This is a genomic window from Thalassotalea agarivorans, assembly GCF_030295955.1.
Classification (GTDB): domain Bacteria; phylum Pseudomonadota; class Gammaproteobacteria; order Enterobacterales; family Alteromonadaceae; genus Thalassotalea_D; species Thalassotalea_D agarivorans.
In genome coordinates, this window is the sequence record NZ_AP027363.1 from 98,586 (window position 1) to 122,851 (window position 24,266).

The 24,266-nt window shown below is 42.9% G+C and carries 20 protein-coding genes; 8 read left to right on the forward strand and 12 right to left on the reverse strand.

Annotation, left to right across the window (positions count from 1 at the left end; translation table 11 throughout):
• Window positions 1-586: 586 nt before the first annotated feature.
• Complete coding sequence (locus tag QUD85_RS00490; protein ID WP_143047946.1) at window positions 587-1,342, forward strand: hypothetical protein; 756 nt, start codon at window positions 587-589, stop codon at window positions 1,340-1,342.
• A 93-nt stretch (window positions 1,343-1,435) separates the two neighbouring features.
• On the opposite strand, the gene QUD85_RS00495 is transcribed toward QUD85_RS00490, so the two are convergent.
• Both QUD85_RS00495 and QUD85_RS00500 read right to left on the reverse strand, forming a co-directional pair.
• Window positions 1,436-1,834, reverse strand: a complete 399-nt coding sequence (locus tag QUD85_RS00495) for a hypothetical protein (RefSeq protein WP_093329324.1) — start codon at window positions 1,832-1,834, stop codon at window positions 1,436-1,438.
• Window positions 1,835-1,974: 140 nt separating this feature from the next.
• A complete protein-coding gene (locus QUD85_RS00500; protein ID WP_218139593.1) occupies window positions 1,975-4,251 on the reverse strand; it encodes a S9 family peptidase in 2,277 nt (758 codons plus the stop codon).
• Between the two features lie 286 nt (window positions 4,252-4,537).
• Between QUD85_RS00500 and QUD85_RS00505 the strand changes: the two genes are divergently transcribed.
• Complete coding sequence (locus QUD85_RS00505; RefSeq protein WP_093329323.1) at window positions 4,538-6,700, forward strand: prolyl oligopeptidase family serine peptidase; 2,163 nt, start codon at window positions 4,538-4,540, stop codon at window positions 6,698-6,700.
• Between the two features lie 91 nt (window positions 6,701-6,791).
• Window positions 6,792-9,641 (forward strand): M16 family metallopeptidase, encoded by a 2,850-nt coding sequence (locus tag QUD85_RS00510; RefSeq protein ID WP_093329321.1) that lies wholly within the window; start codon window positions 6,792-6,794, stop codon window positions 9,639-9,641.
• 280 nt (window positions 9,642-9,921) lie between these two features.
• Here QUD85_RS00510 and QUD85_RS00515 read toward each other — a convergent pair whose 3' ends face one another.
• From QUD85_RS00515 to ilvG, 6 genes are all read right to left on the reverse strand, one after another.
• Window positions 9,922-10,191 (reverse strand): hypothetical protein, encoded by a 270-nt coding sequence (locus tag QUD85_RS00515; RefSeq protein ID WP_093329320.1) that lies wholly within the window; start codon window positions 10,189-10,191, stop codon window positions 9,922-9,924.
• Between the two features lie 7 nt (window positions 10,192-10,198).
• Entirely contained in the window at window positions 10,199-11,758 is a 1,560-nt protein-coding gene (gene ilvA, locus QUD85_RS00520) for a threonine ammonia-lyase, biosynthetic (RefSeq protein ID WP_093329318.1), read from the reverse strand.
• Entirely contained in the window at window positions 11,758-13,611 is a 1,854-nt protein-coding gene (ilvD, locus tag QUD85_RS00525; protein WP_093329316.1) for a dihydroxy-acid dehydratase, read from the reverse strand. The genes ilvA and ilvD overlap by 1 nt, the downstream gene beginning before the upstream one ends.
• Before the next feature lie 49 nt (window positions 13,612-13,660).
• Complete coding sequence (locus QUD85_RS00530) at window positions 13,661-14,590, reverse strand: branched-chain amino acid transaminase (RefSeq protein ID WP_093329315.1); 930 nt, start codon at window positions 14,588-14,590, stop codon at window positions 13,661-13,663.
• Between the two features lie 109 nt (window positions 14,591-14,699).
• Window positions 14,700-14,924, reverse strand: a complete 225-nt coding sequence (ilvM, locus tag QUD85_RS00535; RefSeq protein WP_093329313.1) for an acetolactate synthase 2 small subunit — start codon at window positions 14,922-14,924, stop codon at window positions 14,700-14,702.
• Window positions 14,924-16,579 carry an acetolactate synthase 2 catalytic subunit gene (gene ilvG / locus QUD85_RS00540; protein WP_322787119.1) on the reverse strand — a complete coding sequence of 552 codons (1,656 nt, stop codon included), beginning with the start codon at window positions 16,577-16,579 and terminating at the stop codon, window positions 14,924-14,926. Before ilvG ends, ilvM begins: the two co-directional genes overlap by 1 nt.
• Before the next feature lie 859 nt (window positions 16,580-17,438).
• Here ilvG and QUD85_RS00545 point away from each other — a divergent pair.
• From QUD85_RS00545 to QUD85_RS00555, 3 genes are all read left to right on the forward strand, one after another.
• The gene (locus tag QUD85_RS00545; RefSeq protein WP_093329311.1) at window positions 17,439-17,774 is read left to right on the forward strand and encodes a hypothetical protein; all 336 of its coding nucleotides are present in this window, start codon (window positions 17,439-17,441) and stop codon (window positions 17,772-17,774) included.
• Between the two features lie 46 nt (window positions 17,775-17,820).
• The gene (locus tag QUD85_RS00550; protein WP_093329310.1) at window positions 17,821-18,012 is read left to right on the forward strand and encodes a hypothetical protein; all 192 of its coding nucleotides are present in this window, start codon (window positions 17,821-17,823) and stop codon (window positions 18,010-18,012) included.
• Between the two features lie 73 nt (window positions 18,013-18,085).
• On the forward strand, window positions 18,086-18,223 hold the full coding sequence (locus tag QUD85_RS00555; RefSeq protein ID WP_177168888.1) for a hypothetical protein: 138 nt from the start codon (window positions 18,086-18,088) through the stop codon (window positions 18,221-18,223).
• Here the strand turns inward: QUD85_RS00555 and QUD85_RS00560 are convergent.
• Window positions 18,220-19,182 carry a hypothetical protein gene (locus QUD85_RS00560; RefSeq protein ID WP_093329308.1) on the reverse strand — a complete coding sequence of 321 codons (963 nt, stop codon included), beginning with the start codon at window positions 19,180-19,182 and terminating at the stop codon, window positions 18,220-18,222. The genes QUD85_RS00555 and QUD85_RS00560 overlap by 4 nt on opposite strands.
• Window positions 19,183-19,287: 105 nt before the next feature.
• Window positions 19,288-20,274, reverse strand: a complete 987-nt coding sequence (locus QUD85_RS00565; protein ID WP_093329306.1) for a hypothetical protein — start codon at window positions 20,272-20,274, stop codon at window positions 19,288-19,290.
• A gap of 116 nt (window positions 20,275-20,390) precedes the next feature.
• Between QUD85_RS00565 and QUD85_RS00570 the strand changes: the two genes are divergently transcribed.
• Window positions 20,391-20,903 (forward strand): hypothetical protein, encoded by a 513-nt coding sequence (locus QUD85_RS00570; protein WP_093329304.1) that lies wholly within the window; start codon window positions 20,391-20,393, stop codon window positions 20,901-20,903.
• A 133-nt stretch (window positions 20,904-21,036) separates the two neighbouring features.
• Here QUD85_RS00570 and QUD85_RS00575 read toward each other — a convergent pair whose 3' ends face one another.
• Window positions 21,037-21,498: a CC0125/CC1285 family lipoprotein gene (locus tag QUD85_RS00575; RefSeq protein WP_093329302.1), complete on the reverse strand. Its 462-nt coding sequence runs from the start codon at window positions 21,496-21,498 to the stop codon at window positions 21,037-21,039.
• A 304-nt stretch (window positions 21,499-21,802) separates the two neighbouring features.
• Between QUD85_RS00575 and QUD85_RS00580 the strand changes: the two genes are divergently transcribed.
• Window positions 21,803-23,323, forward strand: a complete 1,521-nt coding sequence (locus tag QUD85_RS00580) for a YifB family Mg chelatase-like AAA ATPase (RefSeq protein ID WP_093329301.1) — start codon at window positions 21,803-21,805, stop codon at window positions 23,321-23,323.
• On the opposite strand, the gene ilvY is transcribed toward QUD85_RS00580, so the two are convergent.
• Window positions 23,315-24,193 (reverse strand): HTH-type transcriptional activator IlvY, encoded by an 879-nt coding sequence (gene ilvY / locus QUD85_RS00585; RefSeq protein ID WP_093329298.1) that lies wholly within the window; start codon window positions 24,191-24,193, stop codon window positions 23,315-23,317. The genes QUD85_RS00580 and ilvY overlap by 9 nt on opposite strands.
• Between the last annotated feature and the right edge of the window lie 73 nt (window positions 24,194-24,266).

The window sequence follows — 24,266 nt, forward strand, 5'->3', positions numbered from 1 at the left end:
GATTTTCCCTTAATAATCAGACGCATTGATGAAAGTAAAGATAGCACGGAAGTTCCACTATTTGAAAACAGATTCCGTGTCAGTCACGGAATGATGGAGATGTTTGATTATTGAGCTATAAGCTTCAGGGCTAAAAGCCATAAAGTAAAAATTGCATAAACCTTCTTCCTTTGCTACTCAACATTTAGCCAACACAACGAGCATTGCAACATGACCGATTCCCCATTGAGGTTTGCCGCTAGTGTTTTTTGATGATCACGCATAAGTTCTTCATGGACGAAGAACAAGGTGAAATAGGACAGGGATGTGCTATTGAGACGGTGCGTCGACATCATTAAAAAACAATAGCGGGGTTTTCAAATCGAATTTGGGGCGTGGGGGTATGTCCTAGGGGTGTCACGCAACACCCCTGGACTATTACTCCTTTAGGAGTGATAGATAAATTGCAGATCAAACCGTGAAATTTAAAACAGATTTCGTGTCTGGCACAGAATGACGATAATCAAACTATCCCTTTTCCCCATACAAAGAATTTGTGTATGGTAGAAACCCTATGGATTCAAATTATTATAATTGGACAATGTTTATGAAGTTTTTTGTTTTTTTGACGGCATTTTTATCATTTCAGTCATATGCCTATGACGCTAACAATCAAAACTGTTATTCAGTGGGTAAGTATTTTGATGCGGTGGTTAACCCTGTGCTGGGTGACGATGCATGGCCAAGCAAAGCTGCCATGCAATTGTCGAGCAGAGGCAACAGTAGTTTAGATAATTGGTTGCGTAAGAATATAGGTAAAAACACCAGCGAATTTAGTCGAAAGTTCCAGTCTTCAAGCCTATCGTCAGCGGATCAGAAAGCGTTAGACAAGTTTATTAAGCTGAAAGAAGGTTGCGAAGATTTAATTCGTGATGTCGAGCAACAAAAAACAATGGGTAAACCTCATTCCGATACAACACGTGGACAAGTAGTTGCAGAGCAAGCACTGGGTGATATCTTTTTCCAAGGTTCAAAGAAGAAAAGTGACTCAACAGTATGGCTAGGCACAAATCGCAACTACCGCATCGTTGGACAAATGGCACCCTATTGTGATGATTATTACGACCAAAGTTTAATAGGATCTAATTGTGGCCAAGGCTTTCATTTTTTATCCAACCAACGAACGGCAGAGCAAGTGTGTTGGCAATTTGCTAAGCGCTCTAATGCTAAAGTTATCACCAACATTGAACACAGTGACAGCGCGAAAAGTACTATGCTGTGGTCTTATGAAGGCGGCAAAAAATGGGTGTTAAGATCTTATAGCGATGCAGCGATTAAAATCTTAGCGTTAAAATGTTCTTAAACATCTAAACAAATGAAAAAACCAGTTGATTTATATCAACTGGCTTTTTTATCTAACGGGAAGCGATAAACCCCTTCCTTTCAGAAGATTGTACTAACTTGCAACTAAATGGATTGCTGTAGGCATTACAAAAGCTATTACTGAAAATAGTAAAAAGCCATGAAAGGTAATAATAAAAAAGAGCTTAGCTACTTTTGCAAAAGGCTTAGACACCGCATCAAATAAAGAGGACGAAATCACTTTTTCAAGGAGTGGAGTGGAGGCGTTTTGTTCAGATTTCTCGCGGTAATGATGAGCGGATGCGAATCCTGCTAACACTATTGATACAATAGCCATTCCGTTAAAAAATACCAATTCACCTAAAAACTGAGACTTTGAACCAGCGATAGAACTCGCAATCGCTACACAAAAAAGTAGTCCAAATAGTTTTATGTGTGCATAAGAAGTATAGGGAGAGAACTTTTTTGCAAATAACTTAGGTAAAAATTCCATTTTTATTCCTTCGCTTAGTCTGTAGCAAAATCAAATAGATTTAGTGCTTCATTTTGCCAGTTGATTTACATCAACTGGCTTTTTTATGAGATACCGTGTCGCAGCACGGAATGACGAATCGATAAAAGACTCGCCTTCAATTATTCACCAAACGAAAACTCTTTCGGTGGATTAACGCCCATCAAATGCTGTACAAAATAATCCCAACGTTTACGCATCATATACGGTTCGTTAGCAAAGCCGTGACCACGGTTTGGCAGCATCAGCATATCAAAATCTTTATTGGCAGCAATTAATGCATCTACCACAAGCAAACTACTGTAATGCGGTACGTTTGTGTCTAATGTGCCATGAGCAATCAACAGTTTACCTTTAAGGTTTTTAGCAATTAATTGGTTGGCTTGGCTGTCATAGTTGGTCGTGCCGTCTTCGTTGTTCACTAGCATGCCATGCCATTTCTCACCCCACTCATCAGCGTAGTTTCTGTTGTCATGGTTACCCGCTTGAGATACTGCCACTTTAAAGAAATCAGGGAAGAGCAAAAGTGCGCGTGTAGAGGCAAAGCCACCACCTGAATGGCCCCAAATACCAACGCGGTTTAGGTCCATGTATGGACGCTCTTTAGCAAGTTGCTTAATGGCTGCAACTTGATCTGGAATACCGCTATCGCCCATGTTGCCATAGTAGAATTCATGGAAGCTTTTACTGCGCCCCGGTGTGCCGAGCGCATCAAGTACAACCACAACAAAACCGAGTTCCGCTAGCGCTTGATGGTCGCGACGCGCAATATTAAAGTGACGACCACGCACTGAACCCACTTGCGGGCCTGGGTATAAATAATTGACCACAGGATAAGATTTGCTGGCGTCAAAGTTATGTGGTTTGAACACAAGACCATATAAATCGAAGTTACCGTCTCTGTCTTTTACCACAAAGTTCTCGGGTGCTTTCCAACCTGTTGCGGTTAATGCACTAATATCCATTTCGGCGATAGTGCCAACAGTTTTACCGCTGATGTGTCTAAGTTTAACCACTTCAGGTAGCTGTGGCGTTGACATGCGGTCAACGAAATAACCTGTTTCTTTGTTCAGAACCACACGGTGATGTAGCTTTTCAGGTGTTAAAAGGGTGAGGTTGTCACCTGATTTGTTTACTTTGTATAGGTACTGATAGTAAGGGTCGCCGCCTTCTTTACCCGCACCAGTGAAGACGATATCGCCTGAAGCTTGGTCAACATGCAACACTTCACGAACAGTCCATTCACCTTGTGTGATTTGGCGCTTCAACTTACCTGATTTAGCGTCAAACAAGTATAAGTGGCCCCAGTCATCCCGTTGTGAAAACCATAAGATTTCGTCGGATTTGTCTAAGTAACGCCAGCTTATGCCATCTACGCCTGACTCAAAAAAGGTCTCTTCGGTTTCAGTAAATAAAGTCGTTACTTTTCCGGTATTGGCGTTAGCAAGGCGTAATGTCGCTTTTTTGTGATCTCTGCTAGACGATACAAAGGCAAAGCCTGCGCTGTCTTGTGCCCAATAGACATCTAAAAATTCACCACCCCAACCAGCAACATGGTCTGTAATTGTGCTGCGATGGTCGTCTGCTGGCATGTCTAGCTTAGTGACTTTGGCGTTAGTAACGTCAACCACAACGCGGGTAATTTTAAAGATATGTTCGTCACCAGGCAGTGGATATTTCCAATGGTGCAAAGTAGGGTGGCCGACATTAGTTGAAGCCATCGACATCGTCCCAACGTTTCTGCTATCGTGTTTAAATGTGGCGATTTTGCTAGAATCCGGCGACCATAAAAGCACCGGCTTTTCACTGGTTATCCAACCGGCATTGTTAGTGCCATAGCCAAAGTCTTCAATGCCATCACGGGTTAACTGAACTTCTTTATTGTCAGCGAGTGTGCGCATCCAAAGATTATGTTCGCGAATGAAAACGGCTTTTTTACCATCAGGTGATAAAAATTCTTTCTTGCTGACAGCGTTACCGTCTTTCGCACATTGATAGGCGCTGGTGTCACAAATGAAACGAGTGCCAGTAATGCTAAGCGCTACGTTGGTGTTATCAATAAAATCAGCGTATCGCGCTGGGATTTTATCTGCAGCAATGTCTTTTTCTGCCGCTTTTGCTAATGCAGTTGCAAGCTTTTGATGATCAAACGCAAGCTGTTTTACACCAGTGTTTACATCGACGGTATAAAACCTTTGTTGCGCTTGTTCTTGCATTTTTAGCGTTAGTACACCATTTTTAGACCAATGTGCATTTAACACTTGTTGGTCGACGTACTTAGATAGTTTGCTATTTAATTGATTTTCAGCGCGTTTATAGTCTTCTACGGTTAAGTCTTTGGCAACCGCGTGGGCCGCTATAAACGAGGCAAGTGCCGTTACATAAAGTTGTTTCAACACAATGGAATTCCTTGATTTATTTTGCTGACTGAAAGGTATCACATTCGCAGTGGCTTAAAAAGTTAGCCTTGTTATTAGCTTGTAAAAAACACGCATTGGCGAAGAAATGTGTCGCTTTATACATATTTCTTTACAAATTCCTTTGTGTCGTTGTGTACAAATTATTTCAATGTCAGTTTCATTTGTTAGAATCAGTATGTTAATGCTTGTGGTAATTGGCTGATAATGATTAGAAAAATCATCGGTCTAAAGCAAAAAGAAATAATAACCTCAGGAATAGTCAAAAATGAAGAAAACCCCTACTTTAGTTGCTGCCGGTGTATTGGCAACTATGCTGATGGGCTGTAATAGCGATTCAGCATCGAAGCAATCTAGCGCAGCCGAACTAGCAACGGACGTAATTACAGTGCAGTACCCTCAAACCAGAAAAGACGACACAGTAGATACCTATTTTGGCGACCAAGTTGCCGACCCATATCGTTGGTTAGAAGACGATATGAGTGACGAAACTGCAGCTTGGGTAAAAGCAGAGAATGCGGTTACTTTTGGCTACCTTGATCAAATTCCTTATAGAGACGCGTTAAAAGACAAGTTAACCGATATTTGGAACTACGAAAAAGTAGGCGCGCCATTCAAAGAAGGCAAATATACCTATTTTTATAAGAACGATGGCCTACAAAACCAATACGTCGTTTATCGCCAGCTTGACGGTGGCGAACCAGAAGTCTTTTTAGATCCAAACAAGTTTAGTGAAGATGGCACGACATCGTTAGCGGGTTTAAGCTTTTCAAAAGATGGCTCGCTTGCTGCGTATAGTATTTCTGAAGGTGGTAGTGACTGGCGTAAAATCATTGTGATTAATGCCGAAACCAAAGAACAAATTGAAGATACGTTAGTTGACGTAAAATTCTCTGGCATTTCATGGCAAGGTACAGAAGGTTTTTACTATTCTAGCTACGACAAGCCAGAAGGTAGTGAGCTTTCCGCTAAAACAGACCAACACAAGCTGTACTTCCATAAGCTAGGTACCAAACAAAGCGACGACAAAGTTATTTTTGGTGGTACTGATGCAGAGAAACACCGTTATGTAGGTGGTTACTTAACAGAAGATGAAAAATTCCTTGTCGTTACTGCTTCTGTATCGACATCAGGTAACAAGTTATTCATCAAAGACTTGTCGAAACCAGGCAGCAAGTTAGTGACTGTGCTAGACCATACAAATTCAGATACGTATGTGTTTGATCATCAAGACGGCAAGCTCATGCTTGTGACCAACTTAGACGCGCCAAATAAAAAGATGGTGATTGTGGATGCAGCTGCGCCGGGCGTTGAAAACTGGACTGATTTTATTGCTGAAACAGAGCATGTGTTGAGCGCATCAGGTGGCGCAGGCTACATTTTTGCAGAATATATGGTTGACGCTATTTCTAAAGTGTATCAATACGACTATAGCGGCAAGAAAGTAAGAGAAATTGCCTTACCAGGTGTTGGTAGTTCAAGTGCCATTTCAGGTAAGAAAGAAGCAACGACGCTTTACTACTCGTTCACTAACTACAAAACACCGGGCACTATATATGCGTTTGAACCAAAAGCGGGTGAATCAAGCGTATATCGTAAATCTGGTGCAAAGTTTGATGCTGACAAGTTCGAGTCTAAGCAAGTGTTCTACACGTCAAAAGACGGCACTAAAGTACCGATGATTATTACCCATAAGAAAGGGTTAAAGCTTGACGGTACCAACCCAACAATTTTATACGGCTATGGTGGTTTCAATGTCAGCTTAACGCCTTCATTTAGCGTTACTCGCGCCGTTTGGATGGAAGCGGGTGGTATTTATGCTGTTGCAAACCTTCGTGGTGGCGGTGAATACGGTAAGAAATGGCACAATGCTGGCACACAAATGAACAAACAAAATGTGTTTGACGATTTCATTGCAGCAGCAGAGTACCTAATTGCTGAAAACTACACGTCTAGCGATTACTTAGCGACTATGGGTGGTTCTAACGGTGGTTTATTAGTGGGTGCGGTTATGACACAGCGCCCTGAACTTCAACGTGTTGCCCTGCCAGCTGTTGGTGTACTAGATATGTTGCGTTACCACACCTTTACTGCTGGTGCAGGTTGGGCATATGACTACGGCACGTCAGAGCAAAGCAAAGAAATGTATGAGTACCTAAAAGGTTATTCGCCACTGCACAACGTTAAAGCGGGTGTAAGCTACCCTGCTACTATGATCACTACAGGTGATCACGATGACCGTGTAGTACCGGCACATTCATTTAAATTTGCTGCAGAACTTCAGGCAAAACAAGCTGGTCCATTACCAACATTGATTCGTATAGAAACCAATGCTGGTCATGGCGCGGGTACGCCAGTGTCGAAAACTATCGACCAGTACGCCGACATATTTGCCTTTACACTGTGGAATATGGGTGTTAAAAATTTGTAAATAAAGCGAGGTTCCCATAGTGGAACCTCATTTTTATCGAAAATAGCGACAAGCAATGTGTCGCTCTTTTTTATTATTCTTGGAGAATTTTATGAAGAAATGGACGGTGGCTTTATTGCTCACAGGCGTTGTGGCTTGTCAGCAATCGCCTTCAACAGACGAATCAAACCCAGCACAAAACATTGCTGGCGTGTCATTTGTTGAAGAAGTAAAAGCGCAAGCGGGAAAAACAGTCATTCCTTACCAAAAATATGTGTTAGACAATGGCTTAACAGTTATTCTACATCAAGATATGTCTGATCCATTGGCACACGTTGACGTGACTTATCACGTTGGTAGTGCGCGTGAAGACATTGGTAAATCGGGTTTTGCTCACTTTTTTGAACACATGATGTTCCAAGGTAGTGAAAACGTAGCAGACGAAGAGCATTTCAAAATCATCACCGAAGCAGGTGGTACCTTAAACGGTACAACTAATACTGACCGTACTAACTACTTCGAAACAGTACCTTCAAATCAACTTGAAAAAATGTTGTGGCTAGAAGCGGACCGCATGGGTTTCTTACTTGATGCGGTAACTGAGAAGAAATTCGAAAACCAACGTGAAACTGTAAAGAACGAACGTGGTCAGCGTGTTGATAACCGCCCATATGGTCGCCTTTGGGAAACGGTAAGTGCGGCAATGTACCCAGAAGGGCATCCATATTCTTGGCCTGTCATTGGTTACATGGATGATCTAAACCGCGCCAATGTGAACGACATGAAAGCCTTCTTTTCGCGCTGGTATGGTCCAAACAATGCAACGCTAACGATTGGTGGTGACATTGATGTTGAACAAACACTGGTACTAGTGAACAAGTACTTCGGCACAATTCCTCGTGGCCCAGAAGTCGTTGACCAAGAACCACAACCAGCTGTGTTAGAAGCAGACCGTTATGTATCTTTTGAAGATAATATTCACTTACCACTTATCTACATGAGCTTCCCAACAGTGAGCCTTCGTGACGAAGACGAAGCGCCATTGGACGTGTTAGCGAGTATTTTAGGTGGCGGTAAAACATCACTGTTATACAAAAACTTAGTGAAGAACCAATTAGCGGTTCAAGCGTCTACCAACCATCCATGTGCTGAATTAGCATGTACCTTTACTTTACTTGCATTGCCTCATCCGGCATCAGGTAAGTCGTTAGCGGATATGGAAAAAGTTATCCGTGACACCTTAGTTGAATTTGAACAACGTGGTGTTGAAGACGACGATCTACTTAAAGTAAAAGCAGAGATGGAGTCTAACTTTATCTTTGGTTTACAAAGTGTGAGTGGCAAAGTGAGCCAACTTGCGGCAAACGAGACCTTCTCAAAAGATCCTAACTATATCGAAAAAGATATCGCGCGTTACAACAACGTAACCAAAGAAGATGTTATGCGTGTGTATAACACTTACATCAAAGATAAATCAGCGGTTATCGTAAGTGTAGTGCCTAACGGCAAGCCAGAAACAGCGGCTAAAGCAGACAACTGGGAAATCAAGCCTCGCACGATTCCAGAGTACGCAGAAACAAAAGCTGACGACGTTGTGATTCGCCGTGCAAAAGATACGTTCGACCGCAGTGTAATGCCTCAAGCGGGCGTAGCTAAAGCGGTATCTGTACCGGTAATGTGGAACCAAAAACTAAGCAATGGCATTAAAGTGCTTGGTACACAAAGTCTTGAAACACCAACGACTAGCTTACTGATTAAACTACCAGCGGGTAACTACTACCAAGATAAATCACAAGCGGGTATTGCTAGCTTAACTGCACAAATGTTGAATGAATCAACAACAGAGCGCAGCGCCGAAGATATGTCTAAGGAATTACGTAAGTTAGGTAGTTCTGTAAACATCAGCGCATCAGCTAACTACCTCAACATTAACATTAATGCATTAACCAAAAACCTTGATGCAACCTTAGCGTTAGTGAATGAGAAGCTACAAAAGCCAGCGTTTAAAGCAGATGAATTCGCTCGCCTTCAAGGCCAAACGATTCAGGGCATTATCAACAACAAGAAAGATGCAGGTTACTTAGCATCTCGCGCTTACGACGCATTACTTAATGCAGACAACATTGCAGCACTACCTTCTTCAGGTACGCAAGCAACAGTAAGCGCACTTAAAGTTGAAGACGCTAAAGCGTATTACGACAAGTTTGTTAAGCCAGCCAATGGTCAAATCATTGCTGTATCAGACTTAACGCAAGCGCAATTAGTGGTAAGCCTTAAGTCAATGGAAAGCTGGCAAGGTGAAGGTCCGGCATTAGACATTACGTTGCCGGCGTCAGACGCTAAAACAGGCGTTATTTACCTAGTGAACAAAGACGGTGCTGCACAGTCAGCCATTCGTATTGGTAAGCGCTCATTAACACGTGACTTCACGGGTGAATTCTACAAATCTTACTTAATGAACTTCCCATTAGGTGGTGCGTTTAACAGCCGTATCAACTTAAATCTACGTGAAGATAAAGGCTACACTTACGGTGCAGGCGCTTACTTCTCGGGTGATAAAGAGGCCGGTCGTTACACAGCATACGGTGAAGTACGCGCAGACGCGACTGATGCTTCTATCGTAGAGTTTGTGAAAGAAATCGATAACTATGCAGCAAACGGTATTACCGACGAAGAGCTAAGTTTTATGCGCGCTGCGGTTAACCAACGTGATGCACGTAAGTATGAAACGCCGCGCGCTAAATTAGGTTTCTTAGGCCAAATTTTAGAATATGACCTATCACCAAGTTTTGTTGCAGAACAAGCTAAAATCGTTGAAACCATCTCTAAAGATGAAATCAATGGCCTAGCGAAGAAGCATCTTAATTTGAAAGAAATGGTGTTTGTTGTAGTTGGTGACGCGAAGACGTTGAGACCACAACTTGAAGCACTTGGTTATGAAGTGATTGATTATAAGATTTAATCTTTGCTTCACATGTTAAAAAGCACCTTCGGGTGCTTTTTTTGTGTTTGGAAGCAGCTTAGCTGCAGGGAAAGAGGTACGCTTCATTGACGTAAATGGATTTACTAATACTGCGAAAGATGGATGCGTAGCAGCAGTGAAAGGGGCGCAGCACTATCGTTTTCTAGGTATGCGGGATCTCGTTTTATATATATCACCCCTAAAGGGGTAATAAGAAGGGCAGCTCGACTGCGCGTCCCTTGTTCTTGTTCCTAGGCACGTCAGTAACGAGTCCCCATAATCACGCACGGAATGACGTGATGAAACGCTTTAACAAACGCGAGGTTATAAACGCAAGCACGATAGCAACAATAAAATTAAAGGCGACAAGATAGGGCGTTTTATCCCACACATAAATCTCACCATTAGCTAACAAACAATGACCTTGTTCATAGTCAAAAGAGCCACCTTGTTCTAAACAGCGATCGACTATAGTGAAGTCGTTAAGCACGAGTATCACGATGATGGCGACAATAGCGCCAACAAATAAAGGTAGCGTATTTTTGTTCATGCGATGGTTAATCTAAAAACGCTTGATAGGCTAGGTTGTCAGTTTCTTCGCTATAAACATAACCTAGTGAAGCGAGATGTTCGAAGAACTGGCTGTGATCGCTATCGTCTAATTCAAAACCTGCAAGTACTTGTCCAAAGGCAGCGCCATGGTTGCGATAATGAAATAGGGTAATGTTCCAATGTTCACCTAGCATGTCGAGAAAGTTTTCGAGCGCACCCGGGTATTCTGGAAATTGAAAACGGAATATACGTTCATTCAAAGCACTTGGGCTGTGACCACCAATCATGTAACGTACATGCAGTTTTGCCAGTTCGTTGTCGGTAAAATCTCTAACAAAAAAGCTTGAAGATAAACTTTCAACAAGGGCATGTCGCTGCTGGCTATCGGCTACGCGCACGCCAACAAAGATATTAGCGCTCGCATTCTTTTCAGCCGACTGCTGGTTATAACGATAGTTAAATTCGGTAATCACCTTACCGCCAAGCGACTTACAAAAGCGCCTAAAGCTGCCTTTTTGCTCTGGAATAGTGACTGCGAGTACCGCTTCTTTTTGCTCACCTAATTCACAACGTTCACTGACGTAACGTAAGCTATGAAAATTCATGTTAGCGCCAGATAAAATAGCCACTAAATTTTCTTGGCCAGCGCTATTAGCACAATATTTTTGTAGACCTGCAAGTGAAAGCGCACCAGCGGGCTCGGCAATCACACGCGTTTGTTCAAAAATGTCTTTGATTGAGGCACAGATTTCGTCGATATTGACGGTAATAACATCGTCACAGTAACGCTCAATTAGGCCAAAGGTGGTTTCACCAATACGCTTAACCGCGACGCCATCGGCAAATAGGCCAACTTGCGCTAGGTCGGTCGGTTGTCCTGCTTCTAATGCTGCTTTTAAACAAGCGGAATCTTCGGCTTCTACACCAATCACACGAACGTGTGGTGCCATTTGTTTCAAATACACCGCCATACCAGCAAGCAATCCGCCGCCGCCAACCGGGACAAAAACAACATCCGCATTAGGATTTTGCTGCAAAATCTCTTTCGCTACCGTCCCTTGTCCAACAAGCACATCTTCATCGTCAAAAGGATGAATGACGGTCTTACCTTCTTTTTTGGCAACATCATGCATCGCGGCTTGCGCTTCGTTGTAGCTTTTGCCTATAAGTCTAACGTCAGCGCCATAACGGCGAACGTTATCCACTTTTATATCAGGCGTTGTAATTGGCATCACGATAGTTGCCGCAATATTGAGCTTTTTAGCGGCGAGTGCTAGCCCTTGCGCGTGGTTACCTGCAGATGCTGCAACCACACCTTGCTGTTTAGACTGTTCATCGAGCATCGACAATTTATTATAGGCACCACGCAGTTTAAACGAATGCACGGGTTGCTGATCTTCGCGCTTGAGCCAAATGTCATTGTTTAACTTATCTGACAATTTGGTTAATGGCGTTAAATCAGACTCAACCGCTACATCGTATACCGGTGATGTCATAATACTGCGCAGATAAGACAAAGCTTTGTCTTTTTCTGCCAGTAATTGTTCGCGCTCGGCTTCGGTCATTAGCCTTCTCCATCTAGGAGTTTACGGTTTCTTACAGCCCCTTTGTCGGCACTTGTTGCCAGCATCGCATAATTTTTTAATGCATAGCTGATAGGGCGAACACGATCAGCAGGCTGCCATTTTGCTGGTTTTGCATCCATGGCTGCGCGTCGCTCAGCAAGCACTTCATCGCTAACTTGTAGCTCGATAACGCGTTTTGGAATGTCGATATGAATGATATCGCCTTGCTCTACTAATCCGATGGCACCACCATCTGCTGCTTCAGGCGAAATATGACCAATCGATAAACCAGACGTACCGCCAGAAAAACGGCCATCGGTGATCAAGGCGCACTTAGTGCCCAAGCCCATCGATTTAAGGTAAGTGGTTGGGTAAAGCATTTCTTGCATACCTGGGCCACCTTTAGGGCCTTCATAGCGAATAACAACAACTTCACCCGCCACGACTTTGCCGGACAAAATGCCGTCAACCGCATCGTCTTGGCTTTCGAAAATATGGGCAGGTCCGGTAAAGGTTAGGTTTTCTTCTGCAACGCCGGCAGTTTTAACAATACAACCATCTAGTGCGACGTTACCTGATAACACCGCTAAGCCACCGTCTTGAGAAAAGGCGTGTTCTTTACTTCGAATACAGCCATTTTCGCGGTCGTCATCGAGCGTATCCCATCGTGTATCTTGGCTAAAGGCTTGTGTTGTGCGAATACCCGCTGGGCCTGCACGATAAAAGGTTTTAACGTCTTCGTCTTCGGTTACTTTAACGTCGTAGCGCGAAAGATGTTCAGCAAGCGATGTTCCCAGTACGTTTTTAACACTGGTATCAAGCAAGTTTGCACGTGCTAACTCACCTAAAATACCGATAACACCACCAGCGCGATGGACATCTTCCATATGATATTTTTGCGTAGACGGTGCCACTTTACATAAATGAGGAACGATGCGAGATAAACGGTCGATATCGTCCATAGTAAAATCTATACCAGCTTCTTGTGCTGCGGCTAATAAATGCAATACCGTGTTGGTTGAACCGCCCATGGCGATATCCAAGCACATCGCGTTTTCAAACGCAGCTTTACTAGCAATATTGCGAGGCAGGGCAGACTCGTCTTCGTCTTGATAATAACGCTTAGTTAGCTTAACGATTTCGTCACCTGCTTTAAGGAAAAGCTGTTTACGATCCGCATGGGTTGCCAACATTGAGCCGTTACCCGGTAACGCAATCCCTAATGCTTCAGCCAAGCAGTTCATCGAGTTTGCGGTGAACATACCAGAACATGAACCACAGGTTGGGCAAGCACTGCGTTCTACTTGTGCGGCTTGCTCGTCTGATACGTTTGGATCGGCACCTTGAATCATGGCATCAACAAGGTCTAATTTGATGATTTGATCCGATAGCTTGGTTTTACCCGCTTCCATTGGGCCACCTGAAACAAAAATCACCGGTATGTTTAATCGCATTGCCGCCATCATCATACCCGGCGTGATTTTGTCACAGTTGGAAATACACACCATAGCATCAGCACAGTGCGCATTGACCATGTATTCCACTGAATCAGCAATAAGATCGCGAGAAGGTAAGCTATACAACATACCGCTATGGCCCATTGCAATGCCATCGTCAACAGCAATGGTATTAAACTCTTTTGCTACGCCGCCTGCTTCTTCAATCGCACCAGCAACGAGTTGCCCCATATCTTTCAAGTGAACGTGACCTGGAACAAACTGTGTAAACGAGTTTACAACCGCAATAATCGGCTTGCCAAAGTCGCCATCGGTCATGCCGGTGGCTCGCCACAGTGCACGTGCACCTGCCATATTACGGCCTTGCGTTGATGTGGCTGATCTTAATTTTGGCATTATATAACTTCCTTCTATCTAACTTTTTTGCTTGTTTTTAGGGCGCTCGTTAGTCGTTAACTGACTCTAACCAGCCCCATTTGTCTTCTGTACTGCCGTCGAAAATACCGAAAAAGGCTTCTTGCAACGCTTTAGTTACAGGGCCTCTGCTGCCAGTACCTACGGCAATACCATCTACTGATTTCACTGGCACGATTTCAGTTGCTGTACCTGTCATGAAAAATTCATCGGCAAGGTATAGTGATTCGCGTGAAATCGGCTCTTCTCTTACTTCGTACCCTAGATCGCGTGCAAGCGTAATTACTGTGTCGCGCGTTAAACCTGGCAGAATTGATGCCGTGCTAAATGGCGTGTAGATCACACCCTTGCGCACTAGGAATAAGTTTTGACCCGCTCCTTCACTGACCATGTTGTTAACATCGAGTGCGATACCTTCAGTGTAACCGTGGCGCGCAGCTTCCATAGAGATAAGCTGTGACGATAAATAGTTTCCGCCTGCTTTAGCCGCTGTAGGCATAGTGTTTGGTGCTAGGCGATTCCAACTTGATACGCCAACTTCAACGCCACCTTCAATCGCATCTGCGCCTAAATAAGCTTCCCAGCCAAAAGCCGCGACCATTAGGTCTGCTTTTGCATCTAGCGGTGGACGAAGTCCCATACCAATATCACCAAGAAATGCTAACGGGCGAAGGTAAGCGGCATTTAGCTTGTTTTTTACCACAGCGTCTTTACACGCTTGCTTTACTTCTTCGTTAGTGAAAGGGATATCCATACGATAAACTTTTGCTGAATCAAACAAACGATCGATGTGTTCTTGTAGTCTGAAAATGCAGGTGCCTTTGTGCGTGTTGTATGCGCGAATACCTTCAAAAACAGAAGAACCGTAATGCAGGGCGTGGCTCATCACATGAACTGTTGCATTCTCCCAAGGCATGAGCTCACCATTGAACCAAATTAAATCTGCATGTACTTTAGCCATAATATGTTTCCTAAAATGTATTGAATCTAACGCCGAAGCGTTTTCGTTACGCCTGTGTGTGGCGTAAAAAGTGCAAAAATTATCCCTTAGCGCCAGTAAAAATAAAAGGTTAAAAGCGCTCTATTTGCTCAATATCGACAATCTTTTGCAGTTGTGTTGTTAATTTAGAAAGACACTTATCGCTTTCTAATACTAATTTTATCTGCCAATGGCTATTTTCAAGCGTCATATCGGCGCCAACGACGTCAAACCCACGATAGCGAGAGACCTGTAAAATACGTTCTAAAACAGTGCTTTCCTGCGCTGCTTGAATGTTTAGCTGATAACTATTCATTAGGTACTCTCCAACATTTTGTCGTTTGCGGTTTCAGGTGGTACTAGTGGCCAAACATTTTCTAGGGCGTCGATACACACTTGTAATAAATATGGTCCTTTATGCGCCAACATGTCGTCGATTGCGTCTTCTACTTCGACTTTTTCGGTTACGCGTTTTGCTTGCATGCCAAACGCTTGCGCTAGCGCGACAAAGTCGGGGTTATCCGACAGGTCGGTTTCGCTGTAGCGTTGGTCAAAAAATAGTTGTTGCCACTGCCTAACCATGCCAAGTCGTTCGTTATCTATCAGCACAATTTTTACCGGTAAATTAAAGCGTTTTATGGTGCTTAGTTCTTGTACGTTCATCATGAACGAACCGTCGCCAGTAACAGCAATAACCGTGTCATTTGGGCGCGATACTTGAGCACCAATCGCTGCTGGCAAACCAAAGCCCATAGTGCCAAGGCCACCGCTAGTTAAGAAGTTTTTAGGGTTAGTAAAAAGCATGTGCTGTGCTGCCCACATTTGGTGTTGGCCAACATCAGTCGTTACTACTGCATTTTCGCCCATTTTAATGCTAAGTTGCTTCAACATAGCAGGAGCAAAAATGCCTTTATGTGGCGTTTCATATTGCCACTTAAAATCACGCTTATATTGTTCGCAACGCTCACGCCAGTCGTTGATATCTAGCGGGATCGCTAACGCGTTTAAATTGACCTTTAAATCGCCCAACATGCTGGCGTCAGCTACACGGCGTTTGTTCACTTCAGCAGGGTCGATATCAAGGTGAATTATTTTGGCATTTGGCGCAAATTCTGCCAATTTTCCAGTAACTCGATCATCAAATCGCGCGCCGACAGCAAGCAGTAAGTCCGCCTCTTGTACCGCTAAATTTGCTGCTTTGGTGCCATGCATCCCTAACATGCCCAAGTAATATGGACAAAATGGATTGGCGGTGCCAAGCCCTTTCAATGTAGATACGCTAGGCATGTTGGTGGTTTTCATAAAAGCGCGCAATTCTGGTACCGCTTCAGCCATTCCCACGCCGCCGCCGACATACAAAATTGGCTTCTTCGCTTGTGCCAGTAAAGCCAGTGCTTTGCCTGCATTTGCTGGCTCTTTACTTTGTTTTTGAGCATGACCTAAAGGAAACGCTGGAGCGTCAAATTTAGCGATTTGTAAATCTTTTGGAATATCAATCAACACCGGACCTTGGCGACCGCTAGTCGCTATTTCAAACGCTTTGGCTACGATGCTTGGAATGTCTTCGGCGCGTTTTACTTGGAAACAATGTTTGGTGCAGGCAAGTGATAAGCCGATAATATCAACTTCCTGAAAGGCGTCGCCGCCCATTGCTGCGGTGGCTACTTGGCCAGTTATGGCGATAACTGGAATAGAATCGGCCATAGCATCTGCAAGGCCCGTGATTAGGTTGGTAGCACCTGGGCCTGATGTGGCGAAACAAACACCGACTTTACCGCTAGCTCTGGCATAACCCACCGCAGAAAATGACGCACCTTGTTCGTGGCGACACAAAAAATGTTTGATCTCACTGTCGTAGAGCGCATCGTAGATTGGCATGATAGCGCCGCCGGGATAACCGAATACGTGCGCAACACCATGATGCTGCAATGCTTTTAATAGAGCCTGACTTCCTGTGATTTGCTGTGCCATTTTTGTTGCCTTTAAGAACTAAAAAACCCCCGGTCCTTTGTGGAGCGAGGGTTTATCGAATATGCTTTTTCTTTAGCTCGAAAACATCCCTCGCGTTGATTTAATAATCACCACGACAAGAATGTTAATAATAATGAGGCTAAAGTTTTTCATTGTTTCTCTGTTTGTTTCTTGGTCAATTGACCATCTATTTAAATTAGTAGCACAGGTTTCTTGGCTTTAACAAGCTTTTTTTAGAACAAACTTATACCTTTTTGGGTTTTTACTCTAAAAAGTGGTTATAAGGGAGGGGGTAGTGCTCATGGTTATTTCGCTTTGATGGGGCACGTCACTGTTGTTCATAGGAACGAGGGACACGCAGGCGAGCTGCTGGGAACAGGGGACGTGAAAAATGTCGTCATCCCGACCTTATCGCGAAACATTCTTAGTTAAACTGAGAGTACTTGCGTACATATATCACTCCTAAAGGAGTAATAGTCCAGGGGTGTTGCGTGACACCCCTAGGACATACCCCCACGCCCCAATTCGGTTTGACGACCCCGCTATCATTTTTTAATGATGTCGATGTACCGTCTCAATAGCACATCCCTGTCCTATTTCACCTTGTTCTTCGTCCATGAAGAACTTATACATGATCATCAAAAAATGCTATCGGCAACCCTCAATGGGGACACGGTTATGTTGCACTGCTCGTTTTGTTTGCTTAGTTTCGATGTTTAAGGGCTTTATAGCCAAAATACGATAGAGTGCGTCGCCTCGTCATTCCGCACTTGATACGGAACTCATTTTATTTTGCGTTGTTTTTCTGATTTACTAAGATTTTAGTTTGGAGCGTTACCGTCTATTAGGCGGGTGTCTCTTGGTTGGTCGTATCAACAAAAATTTATTTGCCTTGGATGAAGTCAATTTTTTCAGTGTTATTTTAGTTTTGTTTTTAGTTCATGTTTTATGCGCTTGTATCGTATTCGTGCTAATTCTAAAGAGAATCGATGGTTTGAAAAAGCTAAAGCGCAACAAGTATATTGTCGCGCATATTGATAGGCTTGAAAGCTACAAATTGTTAGTCCTAGTGTTGCCAGTTATTGGCCCAATCATTGGTTGGGCTATATCGAACGGGCTTGACACTGGAATCACTGAAACTGGATTAAAAGTAAATGATTCTGGTGGAACTAGTGCAGATTTCGATTCGGAGTAATAGCTTTTATAGATGGGTCTTAACTTACAATGGTTGAAGTATCATCATGAATAAAAACAAACATGCGATTGTTGTTCCATTTGGGCTGATTATCGGTACAACGATAGGACTTTTTCTAGATATTTATCAGATAAATGTCTTCGGAGACGTAGGTTTGGGCATTGTATTTATGCCTTTGGTAGGCCTGTTTTTAGGTATTGTAGTTAGTCACTTTTTAGATAAGAAATCTAGTTTATAGACTGGCTGTAAGCGATAACCATTTATCGCCCATCAGTCCATCATTCATCAATTCACAGCAAACGTAACGAGCAGTGCAACATAACCAAGACATAACAATAGGTGAGTACAGGGACTTGCAGGCGCTTTGTGGTTATGAGTTTGATGAGCAACTAGAGGCTAACGACTGGGTTAGCCAGAGTTACGATAACAATGATTGGTTGTTTGATTAGGCGAGACCTATATCTGCTGGGTGAGACACTTTTACTATGCTTGTTGGGGAGTTTGTATCTTGAGTGTTATATGACAATCTAAAGCCCTGTTCTCTGGAGCATACAATCTTCGCTTTGGAGTTAAAAGAAAGCGTTAGGAAATCTTCAATGTAAGATGGGGGCTTTGAGTTAGGCGTAAACTTCATAACATCTGTGTACAAACTTGCAAACTCAGTAAACGGATTTAAGAAGGAATACAAGTGAGGGGCTTTACTTGCTTGGAGGCTCTCTGACCCTGTAACAGCCTCATTAACATAGTGCTGCAACTTGACCCAGCATGTGTTGGAGTAGCTTTTGACACCTGTATAATTCTCAAGGTTTTTTATAGATTCCTGAATCTTAGAAGCCATATTAAAAATAGCTATTCTAGTCTCTTCATCATCTTGCTTAGAATCTAATTTCATTAGTCCATGTATAAATTCAAAAGCCTCCTCATAGTATCCCTTTATTTCTAGTTTTACAGAGTCGTCAATCGCTAAATGCCCATCCTTGGCTAGAGGAAAAAACACATTGTGAAGCATTCTTGCATCCATCATTTCATAGGTTTTTGCAGCATACTTAGGCTTTGCGTTGTGGATGTATTTTTCGAACTCTTCGAGATGCTTGTAATAGTTGCTGAAGTTGTTCTGGACTTGAGATAACTCTATTTGTCTTTTGGTTTGCTCGCTTCTGTGATTGGCTGCAAAGACAGCTATGATAGGGATAAGCAAGGAGAGGACACCTAAAGGTACTTTAAAGTTAGATACAGAAACGTTAAAGCAAGAAGATGTAAAGCAACTAGAGTAATCTCCGTTAATCAGAATAAGGCAAGCAACGACAACAGCTGAAATTATTACAAGAACAAACGTACACCTAACAACAGCAAGCTCAAAGAATGCTTTATCTGGGTCAAACCAATTTGTTTTCTTAATATCTGTCATCTCAATTCCTATAGTCCTTTATCGGATTGGGTATGTTAACTGAAGATAGCTACTTATTTTTAAAGGGATTGCTCACCGTTAGAATAAACCGTTACGGTTGGAGGTCTATGACCACACAGCTTTTACTTTATTGTTTTGAAGAATGTCCGTTAGGAACCTTTTGCCTTCGTCAGTAAGTTTGTAGTAATTAAAACCGTCTTTCTTATCTAATTTTTCTAAATATCCAATAATACGAAGTTTATCTAAGGCAGCATTTACAGCTGAAGTAACAAGACCTTTATTCTTGCCATTCACATTTATATCAAACCCAACTTCTTTTACAGTTTCGTCTTCTGACCTCATTGCACGCTCTAAAAGCACTGAGGAAAGCTCTATATCCTTTGCGTGATTTGGGTTCTCTCTGGATAGATTTAGTTTATCTGCTACTGAATTTCTCAAATAGTGCTGACCATCAGCCGTTGTGAAGTACCTTCTAACAGACTCGTTGTACTCCATTCTATCCTGCTTACTCTCTTTTGGTGTAGCTGACTTCGATGCAGATTTAATTATGTCTTTAAACAGTTCACTAGGAGGAACAGCTGGGATATCGGTTCCATTTGTCAAATCATTATCTTTTTCAGACTCTTCGCTACGAACCAAGCTTTGTAGGGCTTCTATCTGCTCATCTTTCTCTCTAAGCTTTTCCTTAAACTCCTTTTCCTTTGTATTCATTAAGTTGATTAGAGCTGCCTTTTCCGCTTTGGATATTGGCGCTAGGTTGGGAACTGACCATCTTGAAAGAGACTTACCTAAATTCTCTGCAATCGTCCATAAGCTAATAGCAATCTCTTTTACTAGAGGGAAGAGGGTTACGTACAAAAAGGAAACAAGTAATGGGTAATAAAAGTTTGTATTTATATCAGAATAAACTGACTCAATATGGGTAATTTTTTGAATAGTTGTACCATCTCCTGTCATGAAGAAATAGATACCTTTCCAGTTGAAAAAAATCCAAGCAACTAAGAAGCCACTGGTGAAGGGGTTTACAATACGCTCTTTAGCGCCATCTATGATTGAGTCAAACAATCCTTTTACTGAACTTAAGAAATCCATGTCTTTGATATTATTGTTGGTTTGAGTTGATTATGACATAAGTGATTGAAATGTGTATACCTTTACATTTGAATTGGGTGTAATCTAGGAATAGATTTGAAGTAGAGATAGTGATTATGAAGTCTGGTTTTTTATTTGTCTGTAGACACCCCTCCGATCCATTGTTAATTAAAGTTGGTTATACAACTGGAACAATAAAGAAGGCTTTAGAGCGCATTAACACTAATGCTTCAAAAGAAGCTGGTCAGATAGTTAAAGATACAGGTAAGGACTGGAAAGTAAGCAAGAAGATTAAAGTTGATGACCCTTCTTACGCTAAGTCTGCTTTTTGGGATGCTTCTAGCCAACATGCTTTACGAGGAAACTTTGATGTATCTCGTATGGCTGATGAAGAAGTTGATATGTGTCTCAATGAAGCTCAGAAAGCTAGGAGAAAGGTAGAGACCAAGCCTAAAAGAGACAAGAACTGGATGCTACAGCAATTGGAAGGGACAGGAATTAAACTGATAGGGAATTACAGAGGTCTTATCACAAGAGTAGAGTTCGAATACCCTGATGGAGAGCGTTTTGTAGAAGTCCCTGCAAGACTTGTTCAAATGCTTAACAGACTTAGGGAAGAAACAGAATAGATAGCCTCAGGAAGGGATATAAACGGCTCATATTGAAGATCTTATCTGTTAGATGATCTACCACCTTGGAAAGGGCGTACCTCTGGGAAATCGTTTTATATTAAGCCGTTGTTTTTAGGTTTGCTTGAGAGTTCTACAAGTTATACTTGGTTTTCAATGACTTCATTATGAAGTCAACGCTGTAAGAAAATCCCTCTGGCTTTTCACTGAAGCACATTATTGTGTTCGAAGTGCTTGGAGCAGCTATTGAGTATGTATATCCACCTGATGTAGTTGTTTGAGCTACGCCACTGTAATAGTTGGTTGATGTTGTTTTAGGGGTGGTTACAGTGCTTTGAGTTACTTGTTGTGATGAACCTAAGATAATGAAATGACTACATCTATGCTGCCATGAGATCTCTGCGCTTCTTAATAAGGCAAAATCTTTAGCTCTTTGAATATCTGTAGAACCATCACCCTGAAAGCTAACAGAGAACACTTTATCTCCTAACTGAGATGAGCTGTAACCGGTACCTGAAGCCCAAGAATACTTAGCATACGGTGTTGCACACGACGCAATGAGAAAAACAGAAGCAATAGCTATAGCGTATTTCATAAATTCACCATTTGATATTTGGGAGCGAAATGTAACAATTACTGCTGTAATTTTCTGTTGTGAACTTGTTGCTATTTGTCAAATGTGTGTTCAGAATATCAACCATCACTATGGTGTCAGCCACCATTGTTTCCATAGGACGAGATCCTGAATCAAGTTCAGGATGACGAGTCAAAACCTTAGCACTTCGGTCTTAGCACTTAAAAAGCACTTTAAAAATGCTGTGCTACACTTTTTAGTTAGCGAATATTGACGCTATTCAAGTTTTTACAAGGAGTGTAAAAACAATAACATGGAGGTTTGTATGGCACTTGCCTGTGTATATTCTAGGGCCCGTCTTGGGCTACATTCACCACTTGTCACCATAGAAGTTCATTTAGCCAACGGTTTACCGGCATTTAATATTGTTGGTTTGCCTGAAACATCGGTTAAAGAATCAAAAGATAGGGTGCGTAGCGCCCTGATAAATTGCGGCTATGAATTCCCAAGTAAACGTATCACGGTTAATTTAGCGCCCGCTGATCTACCCAAAGAAGGCGGAAGATTCGACTTGCCTATCGCTGTCGGCATACTTGCGGCATCAGGGCAATTACCCGCGCATTGCACGCAAGATGTTGAATATGCTGGCGAGCTAGCATTGTCTGGCGAACTAAGACCCATTGTTGGCGAAATACCGTTAGCGTTAGCATCAGCAAAGGCTGAGCGGCCGTTGTTCATGCCTTATCAGAATGCATCAATGGCTAGTCGTGTTAGCAATGCAACCATCTTTGGGGTCGAACATTTAGTACAGTTGTTTCCTCATTTTATGGGGCAAAAGCAGCTATTGCCGCAGGAACATGAGCAAGTAGTAGAGCAGCCGAGTTACTGTAGTGAGGATATGGCCGATGTTATCGGCCAGCCACTAGCAAAGCGTGCACTTGAAATCGCCGCAAGTGGCAATCACAACTTACTTTTTGTGGGCCCGCCAGGCACAGGTAAAACCATGCTAGCAACTCGGCTTAATAGCATTTTGCCACACATGACAGAAGCTGAAGCAATAGAAACCTCAGCAATCCGATCGATTACGCAACACGTGGAAGCGAATAATTGGTACAAAAGACCGTTTCGTTCACCACATCATACTGCTTCAGCGGCAGCACTCATTGGCGGTGGCAGCCACCCTAAACCGGGAGAAGTTAGCTTGGCGCACAATGGCGTATTGTTTCTTGATGAATTGCCAGAATTTGAACGCAAAGTGCTTGATGTGCTGCGCGAACCGATGGAATCTGGCGAGGTTACTATTTCACGAGCGCTGCAAAAACAAACCTTTCCTGCCAATTTTCAATTAGTGGCGGCGATGAATCCTTCGCCTACCGGATTTTACAATGACAACCGTTCAACACCTGAGCAGGTATTACGTTATTTAAATCGCCTATCGGGCCCGTTTTTAGATCGTATTGATATTCAAATAGAAGTGACAAGGCTGCCTAAGGGGCTTTTTGGCGATACTGCAGTGCAAGAAGAGTCGAGCGCTTGTGTGCGCGAACGTGTGCTGCAGTGTCGAGAGATACAAATAGCGCGGCAAGGGATGCCGAATGCAGATCTTAGTGCTAGCGATATTCGTCAATACTGCATGCTGTCAAAAGCTGATCATGAATTTCTAGAACTTGCTGTTGAAAAACTTGGTTTGTCGACGCGCACGCATCACAAGATTATTAAAATTGCCCGTACCATCGCGGATATGGCAAAGCACACAAAGATTAATCAACAGCACCTAATGGAGGCGCTGTCATACCGAGCTATGGATAGAATTTTAAGGCATTTAACCGAAGCGGTATCAGCGTAGCGCCTCAACAAATGCGTTTATCAAGGGTTGGTCTTTTTGTTGTCTTAAATGCACTAACCCTAGTTCGAATGGCGCAATAGCGTTATTGTCACTGATTTCAAACACCTTATCTTTAACCGGGCTGTTTTCAACCACTACCACTGGGGCAATGCCAACACCACAACCTAGTGCAACCATAGAAACAAGTGCTTCATGGCCTGACACAGTCGCGTAAATGGTCGGTTTACCCAGTTGCTTGTGCCTGTACCAAGATTCGAATCGTTTTCGGGCGGGACCATGTTCGGGCAAAATAAACGGAATTTCTCGCCAATCAATCGGTTGGTTATTAACGAGTTGGTGGACATGGCAAGCGATTTTGGGTGCGATGATGGTCATTGGAATTTTCGCAATCGGCAGAAATTGTAGCTTGTTGCCAATGGTGTCTGGCTTCGCCGCTATCGCTATGTCGGCCCCCTGGTGAGCCACTTGTTCAATGGCGTCTGACGCGTCACCGGTGGTTAGCACGATTTCCACTAACGGATGCTGAGCACGAAACTTTTCTAGTAGGCTGGGCAAGTGACTATAGGCGGCAGTCACGGAACAATAGATATGAAGCTTTCCTGTTAGCCTTGCCTGTTGTTGGTTTAAGCCATGTTGAAACAGTTGCCATTGCTCAATTTGCGTTAAACAAAACTGTTCAAAGGTTTTACCTGCCTGCGTTAATGCAACACTGCGATTGTCACGGGCGAACAAGGTAACACCAAGTTCTTCTTCCATGCGCGTAATCGCGCGACTCAAGGTCGATGGGCTTAAGTGAAAATGCTCTGCTGTTTTGCCGAAATGAAGATGTTGCGCTAAATGGGAAAACATCTGCATTGATTTAAAGTCCAAAAGAATTACCTAAATCCAATATGTGTTGCGTTTTTTGCAATATTGTTATGCAAATATATCACTTTAAGCAACA

Excerpts from the sequence above, each read along its gene's own strand:
- QUD85_RS00515 (WP_093329320.1), bottom strand. The coding sequence starts at position 10,191 with ATGAACAAAAATACGCTACCTTTATTTGTTGGCGCTATTGTCGCCATC.
- ilvG (WP_322787119.1), bottom strand. The coding sequence starts at position 16,579 with ATGGCACAGCAAATCACAGGAAGTCAGGCTCTATTAAAAGCATTGCAG.
- QUD85_RS00490 (WP_143047946.1), top strand. The coding sequence starts at position 587 with ATGAAGTTTTTTGTTTTTTTGACGGCATTTTTATCATTTCAGTCATAT.
- ilvM (WP_093329313.1), bottom strand. The coding sequence starts at position 14,924 with ATGAATAGTTATCAGCTAAACATTCAAGCAGCGCAGGAAAGCACTGTT.
- ilvD (WP_093329316.1), bottom strand. The coding sequence starts at position 13,611 with ATGCCAAAATTAAGATCAGCCACATCAACGCAAGGCCGTAATATGGCA.
- QUD85_RS00580 (WP_093329301.1), top strand. The coding sequence starts at position 21,803 with ATGGCACTTGCCTGTGTATATTCTAGGGCCCGTCTTGGGCTACATTCA.
- QUD85_RS00575 (WP_093329302.1), bottom strand. The coding sequence starts at position 21,498 with ATGAAATACGCTATAGCTATTGCTTCTGTTTTTCTCATTGCGTCGTGT.
- QUD85_RS00510 (WP_093329321.1), top strand. The coding sequence starts at position 6,792 with ATGAAGAAATGGACGGTGGCTTTATTGCTCACAGGCGTTGTGGCTTGT.
- QUD85_RS00530 (WP_093329315.1), bottom strand. The coding sequence starts at position 14,590 with ATGGCTAAAGTACATGCAGATTTAATTTGGTTCAATGGTGAGCTCATG.
- QUD85_RS00505 (WP_093329323.1), top strand. The coding sequence starts at position 4,538 with ATGAAGAAAACCCCTACTTTAGTTGCTGCCGGTGTATTGGCAACTATG.
- QUD85_RS00565 (WP_093329306.1), bottom strand. The coding sequence starts at position 20,274 with ATGGATTTCTTAAGTTCAGTAAAAGGATTGTTTGACTCAATCATAGAT.
- ilvA (WP_093329318.1), bottom strand. The coding sequence starts at position 11,758 with ATGACCGAAGCCGAGCGCGAACAATTACTGGCAGAAAAAGACAAAGCT.
- QUD85_RS00560 (WP_093329308.1), bottom strand. The coding sequence starts at position 19,182 with ATGACAGATATTAAGAAAACAAATTGGTTTGACCCAGATAAAGCATTC.
- QUD85_RS00550 (WP_093329310.1), top strand. The coding sequence starts at position 17,821 with ATGAATAAAAACAAACATGCGATTGTTGTTCCATTTGGGCTGATTATC.
- QUD85_RS00570 (WP_093329304.1), top strand. The coding sequence starts at position 20,391 with ATGAAGTCTGGTTTTTTATTTGTCTGTAGACACCCCTCCGATCCATTG.
- QUD85_RS00495 (WP_093329324.1), bottom strand. The coding sequence starts at position 1,834 with ATGGAATTTTTACCTAAGTTATTTGCAAAAAAGTTCTCTCCCTATACT.